Raw genomic sequence first — 13,492 nt, 5'->3', positions numbered from 1 at the left:
TGAAGTGAACAATGGAAGAAAAAAATAAGAAACAACAACAGATAAATATTGAGCTGGACGAAAAAATAGCTGAAGGAATTTATTCCAATTTGGCCATTATCAATCATTCTGTTTCAGAGTTTGTTGTCGACTTTATAAGCATGATGCCGGGAGCACCAAAAGCGAAGGTGAAAAGTAGAATTGTCCTTACTCCTCAACATGCGAAGAAATTTTTAAAAGCACTTAATGATAATGTAAGTCGTTTTGAAAAGGCTCACGGGACTATTAAAGATTACGAGCAACCTCCAATTCCGTTAAATTTCGGTCCTACCGGAGAGGCTTAATTTAAAAAACCCATGAATCATTCATGGGTTTTTAATTTTTGGTTCATACTGTGACCTAATTATTCAAATTCTGAAGTAAAATGCAATTTGACAGTGGGATATTTCTGTTGAGTCATTTGTAATGAAAATTGAGAATCTGCCAAAAACACTAATTGTCCTCGTTTATCCTTAGCCAGGAATTTCTGTTTTACTCTGATAAATTCTTTAAACTCTTCATTATTAGGATCTTCTGGATCAACCCAGCAGGCTTTGTAAACAGGAAAATTCTCATAGGTACATTTTGCACCGTACTCATGTTCTAATCTGTATTGAATTACTTCGTATTGCAAGGCACCTACAGTACCTATAACTTTTCTGCCATTAAGTTCTAAAGTAAATAACTGTGCAACACCTTCATCCATTAACTGGTCAATTCCCTTATTTAATTGCTTGGATTTCATCGGATCTGCATTGTTGATATATCTGAAATGTTCCGGAGAAAAGTTGGGGATACCTTTATAATGTAAAATTTCACCCTCTGTTAATGTATCACCAATTTTAAAATTACCGGTGTCATGCAATCCCACAATATCGCCGGGATAGGATATATCTACGATTTCCTTTTTTTCTGCAAAAAATGCATTGGGACTTGAAAATTTTAATTTCTTATTGAGTCTTACATGCAAGTAAGGCTTGTTACGCTCAAATGTTCCTGATACAATTTTCACAAATGCCAAGCGATCTCTGTGTTTCGGATCCATATTGGCGTGGATTTTAAATACAAAACCGGAAAGCTCAGTTTCATTGGCTTGAACCATGCGTTCTTCGGCCATCTTCGATCTGGGATATGGAGCTATTTCAATAAAACAATCCAAAAGTTCTTTTACTCCAAAATTATTTAACGCAGAACCGAAAAATACCGGCTGAAGCGAACCTTCCAGATACTTTTGTTTGTCAAAAGGAGGGTAGACCCCGCTTACCAACTCCATATTATCTCTTAAAGTTTCAGCTGCCCCGGTGCCAATAATGTTCTCTAATTCAGGACTCGTTATATCATCAAATGCAATGATGTCTGAGATGTTTTTTTTGCTATCTCCACTGAAAAGATTAATATTTTTCTCATAAATATTATAAATTCCCTTAAAATCGTAGCCCATCCCAATTGGAAAACTTAAAGGGGTAACAGTTAATCCCAATTCCTGTTCTACTTCATCCAAAAGGTCAAAAGCGTCCTTTCCTTCTCTATCGAGTTTGTTTATGAATACGATCATGGGAATGCTTCTCATCCTGCAGACCTCTACCAATTTTTTAGTCTGTTCTTCTACACCTTTAGCAACATCTATAACAACAATTACACTATCTACTGCTGTTAGGGTTCTAAAAGTATCCTCCGCAAAGTCCTTATGGCCTGGTGTATCAAGAATATTTATCTTCTTATCCTTATACAAGAATGCAAGGACAGAGGTAGCTACCGAAATTCCGCGCTGACGCTCAATTTCCATGAAATCGCTCGTTGCTGCTTTTTTGATCTTATTATTTTTTACAGCTCCGGCCTCTTGTATTGCGCCTCCAAATAAGAGCAGCTTTTCGGTAAGTGTAGTTTTTCCGGCATCAGGATGGGAAATAATACCAAATGTTCTTCTTCTTTCTATTTCTTTTAAAAAATTCACAGCAAAAATTTGAGCAAAAATAAGGCAAATAATATAGCTCTGAGAGAATAGAAAGACTTTTTTAAAATGATTCTCGTCGCACTTAATAGTCCATATTCTATGAATTTGAGATTATTAATTTATTTGATTTTAGGGTTATTATCGATTAACGGCTAGTAATCTTCGATTTTTGAAATTTTGAGAATTATTAAAAGCTTTTTACAACGGACTTTATCTTCTTATAGTATCAAGTTTTTTGACGTTTAACGAGTTTTGAGGTCTTTTAAAGATATTTGATAACTTAAGTTTTTAAATGGATTTGATGCTATGTAATTTAACTATATCTTGCAATGATATTTTAGAGAAACCCAATCTCTTACTTAGTTTTTTCCTACAAGCCATGGAGATATGTTTAATTGAAAACTATCATTTATGGAAAAAAATACCCCAACCAAAATACGAGATAAAGCGGCTTTAGGCTTTACCTTGGTAACTGCCATTCTAGTTTTAGTTTTTTCTTCTTCTTTTGACACAATTCCCGCAGAATATGGTTTTATGACTACCTATGCGGAGACGGACACGGATAATGATGGTATAAAGGATCTTATAGATATTGATGATGACAATGATGGTATTATAGATTCAATAGAAGATAAAAACCCAGACGGGGATAATAATCCATTAACAAATCCATCTGACTTTGATAATGATGGCGTCCCTAATCACCTGGATGTGGATTCCGATAATGATGGAATTATTGACAATGTGGAGGCACAAACTACTAGTGGGTATATCGCACCAAGTGGAATTGATTCAGATGGTAACGGGCTAGATGATAATTATGAAGAAACACCCGGTAGTTGCGGGGGACTGGTGCCCATAGATTCCGATTTGGATAGTTATCCTGATTATTTAGATATCGATAGCGATAATGATGGGATTTTAGACAATTTAGAAGCTCAAACTACCTCAGATTTTCAGGCACCCTGTGGTATGGATTCAGATGGCAACGGCCTGGACGACCATTATGAGGAATCTCCAGGAAGTTGCGGAGGATTACTACCTGTTAATACAGATGGTGACTCCCAACCTGATTATAGGGATATCGACTCAGATAATGATGGTATTCTGGATAATGTGGAAGCTCAGGAAGCTGCCAGTTTTCAACCACCCTGTGGTATGGATAGTGATGGCAATGGTCTTGATGATCATTACGAAAACACACCGGGCTCTGGAGAAGGACTCCATCCGATTAATTCCGATAATGACCCCAATCCTAATTTCAGGGATATCGATTCAGATAATGATGGTATCCCGGATAATGTGGAGGCACAAACTACTAGTGGGTATATCGCACCATCAGGATACGATGCCGATAAAGATGGCCTCGATGATATATATGAAGGTTCTGGTGATCAGGGCCTTACCCCTGTAAATACAGATAGTACAGATGAGCAGGATTACCTGGATGCTGATACGGACAATGATTTGATTGCTGACAATAATGAAGGGAACGACTTTAATTTTGACGGGATCCCTGATCAGACTTTTACCGGTACAGATACGGATAGTGATGGATTGGATAATGGATATGAAGGCAGTGATGTAAATGATGGGTTTGATGTAAATGATGAAATAGACGATCCGGCCAATGATCTTCCGGATACCGATGGTAAAGACGATGTAAACTATAGAGATATTGATGATGATGGTGACGGGATGGATACGCCTGATGAAGATTCAGATGACGATGGTGATCCTACCAATGATGATGCCGATGGGGATGACACACCTGATTATTTGGATCCGGATACCTCAGATGATGATTCGGATGCCGATGGGGATGGTGTTCTTGATGTTGACGAATTATCTGACGGTACTGATCCATCAGATCCGTGCGATTATATGCCCTCTAACCAGGCGGGAACTCTAACTACTGATTGGAACAATCTGGATTGCGATGGTGACGGAGTAACGAATGGTGATGAAGTTTCGGATTCAACAGATCCATTAAATTCCTGTGATCTTATATTGGCAAGCCAAACGGTAACTCCAACCACGGATTGGGACAATCTGGATTGCGATGGTGACGGGGTAACTAATGGCGATGAAGTTTCGGATTCAACAGATCCCTTAGATCCTTGCGACTTTAACCAGGACAGTGTAACACTTACGCCAAGTGGCGATTATTTAGTGGCAGATTGCGATGGTGACGGGGTAACAAATGGTGATGAGGCTACAGACGGAACAGATCCATTAGATTCTTGCGATCTTATATTAGCAAATCAAACAGTTACTCCAACCATTGATTGGGGTAATTTGGATTGTGATGGCGACGGCGTAACCAATGGCGATGAAGTTTCGGATTCAACAGATCCTTTAGACTCTTGTGATCTTATACTGGCAAGTCAAACGGTAACCCCAACAAATGATTGGATCAGTCTTGATTGTGACGGTGATGGGGTAACTAATGGCGATGAAGTTTCGGATTCAACAGATCCCTTAGATCCTTGCGACTTTAACCAGGACAGTGTAACACTTACACCAAGTGGTGATTATTTAGTGGCAGATTGCGATGGTGACGGGGTAACAAATGGTGATGAGGCTACAGACGGAACAGATCCATTAGATTCCTGTGATCTTATATTGGCAAGCCAAACAGTGACTCCAACCCTTGATTGGAGCAATTTGGATTGTGACGGTGACGGCGTAACTAATGGCGATGAAGTTGCTGATGCGACCGATCCATTAGACTCTTGTGATCTTATACTGGCAAGTCAAACAGTAACCCCAACCACAGATTGGATCAGTCTTGATTGTGATGGTGACGGCGTAACCAATGGCGATGAAGTTTCGGATGCAACAGATCCTTTAGACTCTTGTGATTTTATTCTGGCAAGTCAAACGGTAACTCCAGCCACGGATTGGATCAGTCTTGATTGTGACGGTGACGGAGTAACTAATGGCGATGAAGTTTCGGATTCAACAGATCCCTTAGATCCTTGCGACTTTAACCAAGACAGTGTAACACTTACGCCAAGTGGTGATTATTTGGCAGCAGATTGCGATGGTGACGGGGTAACAAATGGTGATGAGGCTACAGACGGAACAGATCCATTAGATTCTTGTGATCTTATACTGGCGAGCCAAACGGTGACTCCAACAGTTGAGTGGAATAACTTGGATTGTGATGGCGACGGGGTAACTAATGGTGATGAAGTTGCAGACGCAACAGATCCTTTAGACTCTTGTGATTTTATACTGGCAAGTCAAACAATAACTCCAACCGATGATTGGGATAACCTAGATTGCGACGGTGATGGTGTAACCAATGGGGATGAAGTTATTGATTCAACAGATCCATTAGATCCATGTGATCTTCTACTGGCAAGTCAAACAGTGACTCCCTCGGAGGAATGGAATCTCCTGGATTGCGATAACGATGGAAATTCTAACGGAACGGACCCTAATCCCCTAATTGCAACAGCAGTGGATGATTCCGGAACGACCCTTCCTTTAACAGAGGTAGTAATTAATATCTTAGCGAACGATGATTACCTTCCTAATAATGATCCTAATAATCTGGGAACTACATCTATAACAAGAATTGGGGGAGACGCAACCGGAATTGTTTCTTTTGATCCGGAAACAGGAGAATTATCCTATACTCCATCTGTATCAGAAAACAATATAAATATTACCATTATCTATGAAGTATGTAATACGGATCCTGATCCGGATGTATGTGCTTCGGCTACAGTTACCATTTTTGTATCAGATAATCCAATAGATGCCGTTGATGACGATTTTAGTGAATTGTTAGCAGATGGCACAACCGGAGGCGTTATAGAAGGAGGTGATATTTTTGATAATGATACTTTGAACGGTACGGCCCTTGATCCGGCTGATGTAACCTTAACATCCACGCCAACAGGACCGTTAACAATAAATGCTGATGGTACCGTTAGTGTAGCTCCTGAAACGGCCCCGGGCACTTATACCATAGATTATACGATATGTGAGATTGCAAATCCAATAAACTGTGATACTGCAACCGTAACGGTAGAGGTCATTAATGTTACCATAGATGCAGTGGATGATGACTACAGCGATATTTTTATAGATGGCGAAGATGGAGGTGTCTTACCCGATAGCAACGTTTTGGACAATGATACTTTGAATGGACTGTCAGTTGATCCTGACGATGTAACAATTACGTCAACACCAACAGGTCAGTTAACAGTAAATACAGATGGCACCATAAGTGTTGCTCCGGATACTCCAACAGCATCGTATAGTATTGAATATACAATATGTGAGAATGAAAATCCAACTAATTGTGACACCGCTACTGTTGTGGTATTGGTTTCAGAAACAATTTCAAGTGCCATTGAAGTCAATCAATTAGTAACGCCAAATAATGATGGCAGAAATGATTTCTTATTTATTAACGGAGTAGAAAATGCATTGAATAATTCTCTGAAGATATTTAATAGATGGGGTGTTGCTGTTTATGAAGGCAGAAACTATAACAACCAAAATAACGTTTTTGATGGCAGATCAAGAGGGAGATCAACGATTAGTGCAGAAGATTATCTGCCTTCTGGAGTATATTTCTATATCTTTGAGTATCAAAAAGACCAGGAAAATATTTCCAAAAGTGGTTATCTCTACATAAGTAAATAATAGATGGTAAAGTATATGATATTTAGCAAGCACAACTTTGTTTTTCTAATACTGATTTTTACCACAATAGGAGGTTTATTGGCACAGCAAGATGCCCAGTACACGCAATATATGTATAACACAATGAGCGTTAATCCTGCCTATGCCGGTTCAAGAGGGCAATTAAGTATTGCCGGTTTGTACAGATCTCAGTGGGTTGGCCTTGCAGGAGCTCCGGAAACATTTACGTTGAATCTTCATTCGCCTATAAGGAATAGCAAATTAGGCTATGGAGTATCTATAATTAATGATAATATAGGTGATGGCGTTGTTCAGGAGACCTATTTGGATGGGGTATTGTCTTATACCATTGACGTGTCCTACGAAGGGAAATTGTCTTTTGGTCTGAACGCAGGCGGTAGTATGCTGAACCTGGATTTTAACGGGTTGAATAATTTTGACAATGAACCTATTACAGGGGATAATATAGATAATAAATTCACACCTAATTTTGGTTTGGGAGTGTATTATCATACCAATAAATTTTACTTAGGAGTATCAGCCCCCAGGCTGATTGCCTCAGATTATTTTGATAATTCTCAACGGGATTCGAATAGTGTGCAATTTCTATCCAGGGAGAAAATCAACTTCTACTTAATCACCGGAGTTGTACTTGATTTAAATAGTCAGCTAAAGTTTAAACCAGCTTTACTGACTAAATTAGTAGGAGGTGCTCCTTTACAAGTAGATCTTTCAGCAAGTTTTTTATTGAATGAGAAATTCTCCTTTGGCCTGGCATACAGATGGGATGCGGCTTTTAGCGCATTAATTGGATTTCAATTATCAGATCAGCTAATGCTTGGTCTGGCTTATGATAAGGAAACTTCAGAATTAGGAAGCACTCAATTTAATGATGGGTCATTTGAAGTATTCCTAAGATTCGAATTGGTCAAATCATTTCAGCGTTTAGTATCACCTCGATTCTTTTAAAATTTAATTAAATGACAAAAAAAATACTCTTAACTTCAATCCTGACAGTATTTCTGCTGGCCATGACATTTGCACAGGAAAGACGAGTAGTCAAGGGTAATAAGAAGTATGCAGAATATTCATTTAGTCCCGCTATTGATATATATAAGAAAGTATTGGATAAGGGATATGTGAGCAGTGATTTATTGGAAAAATTAGGGAATTCATATTATTTTAATGCAAATTATGAAGAGGCCGAAAAGATTTATAAACAACTTATTGAAACCTATGGTTCAGAAATAGGTCCGGAATATTTTTTTAGGTTTGGCCAAACACTTAAAACGCTGGGCGATTATACGAATTCAGATTCTATCTTGGCCCGTTTTGCGGAAATGACGTCGAATGATTTGCGTTCAAAAATAATTAAAACGGCAAAGGATTATAAGGAAGAAATTGCCAGAAATTCCGGCCGATATGATATTGAACTCTTTGACTACAATTCCAAATATTCAGATTTTGCACCTGCATTTTATAAAGAAGGTTTGATCTTTTCTTCAGACCGTGACACAGGAAATCTTGCCAGATACCGACATACATGGAATTCCAAAGATTTTCTGGATATTTATAAAGTAAATGCAGACAGTAGTTCCAGTGACAAGGTAGTAAAGATGAATATGATTAATTCCAGACTTCATGAATCTACTTCCGTAGCTACAAAAGATGGGAATACTATTTATTTTACCAGGAATAACTTTGTTGATGGCAAATATAAAAAAGACGAGTCAGGAGTAATTAGATTAAAGATTTTTAGGATTAATTGGAAGGATGGCGAATGGTCAGGCCTGGAAGAGTTACCTTTTAACAGCGATAGCTATTCAGTTGCCCACCCGGCTTTAAGCCCTGATGAAAAAACGCTTTATTTTGCTGCAGATATGCCAGATTCAAAGGGAGAATCCGATATTTATAAGGTTTCTATAAAAGAGGATAGCACCTTTGGTGTACCAATTAATTTGGGTACCCCGATAAACACTGAATCCAGGGAAACATTCCCATTTGTTAGCAGTGAAAATATCCTTTATTTCTCTTCAGATGGTCACCCAGGTCTTGGTGGCCTGGATATTTTTGCGACTAAAATTGACTATGATGATTATTCAAAATCTGTATTAAATGTAGGGGAGCCTGTGAATAGTAAAAAGGATGATTTTTCCTATATAATTAATGAGGAGACTAAAAAAGGGTATTTTGCATCTAACCGTTCCGAAGGAATGGGGGCCGATGATATTTATGGTTTCTTAGAGACCCGACCTTTAAATTTTGAATGTCTCCAACCAATAACCGGTACAGTTCGAGATAAAATTTCCAATGAGGTACTTGTAGGTGCCACAGTTAAAGTAATTAATGAGGATAATGAAGAAGTTCTATCCACAATAACTGATAACAATGGAGATTACATCCTAAGTTGTGATTGTAATCAGGGAAATTTTGTCAGAGCACAAACCCAGGGTTATATGCCGGCTGAGGAATATTTACCCATATCTGATGGTAAGCCCATGATAATTGACTTTTATTTGGAACGTGAAATAATCGAAGCAGGTTTTGGGGATGATTTAGCTAAACTGTTGCAATTGAGTACCATATATTTTGATTTTGGAAAATATAATATCAGACCCGATGCGGAAATTGAAATTCAAAAGGTGATCGCTGCAATGGAAAAATATCCCAGCCTGAAAATAAAGGCGAATTCTCACACAGATAGCAGAGGTGCTGATTCCTTTAACCTATGGTTATCCCAAAAAAGGGCCGAGTCTACGGTTAATTATATGATATCACAGGGTATTGGCGCTGAACGTCTTGAAGCTGAAGGATATGGAGAAACGCGCCTGGTAAATGAATGTGATGATGGTGTAAAATGCTCAGAAGAAAAGCACCAGTTGAATCGCAGGTCGGAGTTTATAATTTTGGAGTAAATTCATTTGGAAAAGTATTATTTTGAAGCAGCTACTTTTAGTAGCTGCTTTATTTTTTTTATAGGCTTAAAAATCATTAATGGTAAGGCTTCATCGTTAAATTACACCCCGAATATTCCCGGAATTTGCTTAAAAAAATAATGCTATACTTCGATAACCCGGCTTTTCACCAGCCATATTCGCACTTATACAACAAATATTTAATAGAAACGAATATCAAAGGTATTTTTGATGCTTATAGCTATACCCAATTTAAAGATGAAGCATAACTCTTTGCTATTTGCCTTAATTCTACTGGCCCTTTTAGGTTCACCGGCTATGGTTCTTTCTCAAGTTGGAGTAGGAGCTAATTTTGGAGTAGAAGCAGAGGCCTATTCCGGAGATGTAATCTCAGGCGTAAATACGGATGATTGGTTTTACAACACCGTTTCAGGAGCAGGAGTTATTGATGAGGCCGCTGCGGCTTCGATGGGTTATGCCGCACAGCTTGCCGCCGGCAATAATATTTCCTTTGATTTGAGGCAGAGTATCCCCAATTATGCTTCCAATAACGGTTATATATGGTATAGTACCAGATATGCTCGTGATTATGTAAGTCTAATTTCCGATGATCAGACATTAATTATAACCGGAAAAAACGGAGATAATCCTCAGACTTCATGGGGTTTAGGGTCCGGTACTATTCCCAGCAAAACAGACATTGTTGATGCCGCAGTACATATGCGCCGTGATGGGGTCAATGTTACGGACGATCTATGGGTCAACTTGATGATTTCTACCCTCTCCTCTTCCGGAAACCACTTTATTGATTTTGAGCTCTTTGTTTCTGAAATTCAGGCTTCTGGTTCTGGTTTTATTAATTCAGGTACTCAGGAGGGACATACAGCCTGGGAGTTTGATGGCAGTGGAAACGTAACCCAAATCGGGGATATGGTAATTGGCTTTTCCTACAGTGGGGGCGGCGTGTCTGGAGTTGAGGTCCGCCTATGGGTGGATAGATCCATTTTTAATCCCGGATCTTCTCCTGGAGGGACTGCTGCATTTACCTGGGGAGTTAATATAGATGGGGGAAGTACTTATGGGTATGGTCAGATTGTCGTGCCACCGGGAAGCCTCTTGAGCAATGTAAACCCCATTCTTGCTCAGGGTCCACCATGGGGTACTACAAATACCTCAGGATATTCAGCAAACTTCAATAACGACTATTTTGCAGAGGTAGCCCTGAACTTTACGCGGCTTGGTTTTGATCCACTGGCCTTGTTTGGAGCAGGAGCTGCCTGTGATTCGCCGTTTAGTGCTTTGATGGCGAAATCCCGGACCTCCTCCGCCTTTACCTCATCCTTAAAGGATTTTGCCGGTCCTCTTGATTTTCTGGGAAGCGCAGAGGACACCCAGGTAAATACAGCCCTTGTAGAACCGGTCTCCTTTGACTCCTGTATAGGAGGAGAAACACGTGTTCTCCAGGCCGAATTCTCTTCTGCCAGTGCTGAATATACCTGGTATTCCCTTACTCCAGGTGTTGTGTTCCCTTCCAATGGTCTGGATACGATTTCCGGCTTAGCATTAGATTCAGTGGTCATAGATACTCCTGGAGAATATCAGCTGGGTATTGCGCCGCTTTTGGGTTGCGACCCCTATACAAACGATTCCAATATCATTGGCGTGTGGAGTATTCCTTGTCCACAAGCCGATGCCTACACTCTTGTTAAGAATAATACAATGAATACTACTGCACCAGGTGTTTTGAATAATGACACGGATAATGACCCCGCCGATGTACTTACAGTTACCACAACCCCTGAAATATATCCATCAAACGGTACGCTCACACTTTTTGCCGATGGCAGTTTTGATTATGTCCCCAATCCCGGTTATGTAGGTACTGATCAATTTTCTTATGAGGTCTGTGATTCCCATGGTTTGTGCGACACTGAATTGGTGAACCTCACCATCGTATCAGCTAGTGTAATTACAAACCGCAGGATCACTTACAGAGTGAAGCAAAACTAATCTTGGCAACGGCTATCAAAAAGTTGTTAAAATTAAGGGTATTTCCTACAAAGTTCTTTCGGTAAACCCTGTGATTGTTGGGATGATCGACCAATGAATTTTCCAAGAAAAAAGGAAAATTTTCGATGAACACCTCAACTATTTAACCCCTGACGTCGAATAATACCACTTACACAACAATTATTTTCCTGGCGCATCCATAGGGTTAATTTTGTAAGGTGTAATTAAACCATTTGAATAATAAATAATTGATTTAATGGTTTATTCAACCCCAGATTATGAATAACTTGACCAACTTAATGAAGTTTAATCAGGCTTGGGTTCGCTTAGTTCCCTGGAGAAATTTCCTCCGGCCTGAAGTAATCTCTTTTTTGTTCGGAAAAAGATATTCCCATAGTCAATTTAGTATTGGTTAATCTCTTATAAAAATGTAATCTACATTACATAATAGGAGACAGCCAAATAAGGTTTGTTACACAGATAGAACTATTTAGTTGAAAAAAATATTAGGTAAAAATAAAGTCATGAAACTAAGACTCTTATTATTAGTATTTCTGGTATCCGGATTTGCTTTTGCACAAACCACGGTTACACTGCAGGATCAGTGTAATTGTGAAGTCCTAAGTGGGACTGCTGTAATTGCAGCAGGGGCAATTAATCCATCAGGGGCAGATACAGGAGATATTTATGTAAATACAAACACGGGGACCATTTATTTTTGGGATAGTGATAGCTGGGAGTTAACATCAACCGATGATCAGCAGCTTCAGAATTTTAATTTCAATGGTGCTACCAATACACTGACTTTAAATATTGAAGATGGTAATTCTGTTTCAGTAGATTTATCTTCATTAAGCAATAGCGGTACGGATGATCAGACACTTAGTTTGGCTGGGAATATCCTTACTTTAGAAGATGGTGGTACCGTAAATATTGCACCCTATTTAGATAATACAGATGATCAAACCATAACTGCATTTAGTATAGATACAGCCAATATTCTTACGATTACCTTAGAGAGTGGTAATACAAGGACCGTTGATCTGTCTGCCCTGATAGGTACAGATGATCAAACCGCGGCAGAAGTTAATTATGACAACACGACCTCTCTTTTAACAGCTACCAATGTCCAGGATGCGATTGATGAGATCAATGCAGCTGCCGGAACGGTGGCTTTGGTAGATAATGGTGATGGCACGTATGACTTTACCGATGCAGCAGGAACAACCACTACGATAACGGATACCTCCATTTCTACTTTGGTGGATAATACGGACGGTACCTATACCTATACCGATGAGACCGGGGCAACACAAACCATTGATACCAACGGTATGGTGATCAGCAATGTCATTGCCGGTAACCTGATCGCTACGGTAACGGATGCATCGGGATCGAGTACCGATATCGATGAGAGCATCACCACCCTTAATGACAACGGGGATGGCAGTTTTACCTATACCTCAGAAGATGGAACCATTACCACCTTTACGGAAACCCTGACCGGGTTGGTAGACAACGGCAACGGCACCTTTACCTATACGGATGAGGACGGTACAGCCACGACTTTTGATGCAAAGATCGCCACGGTTTTAGACAATGCTGACGGTACCTATACCATTACAGATGATTTTGGCACTTCGGTGACCATCGATACGAACAATGTAATCACCACCCTTAATGATAACGGGGATGGCAGTTTTACCTATACCTCAGAAGATGGAACCATTACCACCTTTACCGAAACCCTGACCGGGTTGGTAGACAACGGCAACGGTACTTTTACCTATACGGATGAGGACGGTACAGCCACGACTTTTGATGCAAAGATCGCCACGGTTTTAGACAATGCAGACGGTACCTATACCATTACAGATGATTTTGGCACTTCGGTGACCATCGATACGAACAATGTAATCACCACCCTTAA

At 39.6% G+C, this 13,492-nt stretch carries 7 protein-coding genes; 6 read left to right on the top strand and 1 reads right to left on the bottom strand.

What is annotated here, in order from left to right; all coding sequences use genetic code 11:
• The first annotated feature begins 11 nt into the window (after positions 1–11).
• Complete coding sequence (locus Q0874_RS16635; protein WP_299164663.1) at positions 12–323, top strand: DUF3467 domain-containing protein; 312 nt, start codon at positions 12–14, stop codon at positions 321–323.
• 59 nt (positions 324–382) lie between these two features.
• On the opposite strand, the gene Q0874_RS16630 is transcribed toward Q0874_RS16635, so the two are convergent.
• Positions 383–1,972 (bottom strand): peptide chain release factor 3, encoded by a 1,590-nt coding sequence (locus tag Q0874_RS16630; RefSeq protein ID WP_299164661.1) that lies wholly within the window; start codon positions 1,970–1,972, stop codon positions 383–385.
• A 411-nt stretch (positions 1,973–2,383) separates the two neighbouring features.
• Between Q0874_RS16630 and Q0874_RS16625 the strand changes: the two genes are divergently transcribed.
• From Q0874_RS16625 to Q0874_RS16605, 5 genes are all read left to right on the top strand, one after another.
• Positions 2,384–6,637, top strand: a complete 4,254-nt coding sequence (locus Q0874_RS16625; RefSeq protein WP_299164659.1) for a gliding motility-associated C-terminal domain-containing protein — start codon at positions 2,384–2,386, stop codon at positions 6,635–6,637.
• Between the two features lie 3 nt (positions 6,638–6,640).
• The gene (locus Q0874_RS16620; protein WP_299164658.1) at positions 6,641–7,606 is read left to right on the top strand and encodes a type IX secretion system membrane protein PorP/SprF; all 966 of its coding nucleotides are present in this window, start codon (positions 6,641–6,643) and stop codon (positions 7,604–7,606) included.
• An 11-nt stretch (positions 7,607–7,617) separates the two neighbouring features.
• Positions 7,618–9,552, top strand: coding sequence for an OmpA family protein (locus Q0874_RS16615; protein ID WP_299164657.1), 1,935 nt, complete (start codon positions 7,618–7,620; stop codon positions 9,550–9,552).
• Between the two features lie 258 nt (positions 9,553–9,810).
• Positions 9,811–11,562, top strand: coding sequence for an Ig-like domain-containing protein (locus Q0874_RS16610; RefSeq protein WP_299164655.1), 1,752 nt, complete (start codon positions 9,811–9,813; stop codon positions 11,560–11,562).
• A 524-nt stretch (positions 11,563–12,086) separates the two neighbouring features.
• A partial coding sequence (locus tag Q0874_RS16605) for a beta strand repeat-containing protein (protein ID WP_367275459.1) occupies positions 12,087–13,492 on the top strand: 1,406 nt, incomplete at its 3' end.

The sequence above is a fragment of the uncultured Eudoraea sp. genome (genome assembly GCF_947490415.1).
GTDB lineage: Bacteria > Bacteroidota > Bacteroidia > Flavobacteriales > Flavobacteriaceae > Eudoraea.
This window is presented reverse-complemented; position numbering and strand designations above follow the sequence as displayed.

Excerpts from the sequence above, each read along its gene's own strand:
- Q0874_RS16635 (WP_299164663.1), top strand. The coding sequence starts at position 12 with ATGGAAGAAAAAAATAAGAAACAACAACAGATAAATATTGAGCTGGAC.
- Q0874_RS16625 (WP_299164659.1), top strand. The coding sequence starts at position 2,384 with ATGGAAAAAAATACCCCAACCAAAATACGAGATAAAGCGGCTTTAGGC.
- Q0874_RS16620 (WP_299164658.1), top strand. The coding sequence starts at position 6,641 with ATGGTAAAGTATATGATATTTAGCAAGCACAACTTTGTTTTTCTAATA.
- Q0874_RS16615 (WP_299164657.1), top strand. The coding sequence starts at position 7,618 with ATGACAAAAAAAATACTCTTAACTTCAATCCTGACAGTATTTCTGCTG.
- Q0874_RS16610 (WP_299164655.1), top strand. The coding sequence starts at position 9,811 with ATGAAGCATAACTCTTTGCTATTTGCCTTAATTCTACTGGCCCTTTTA.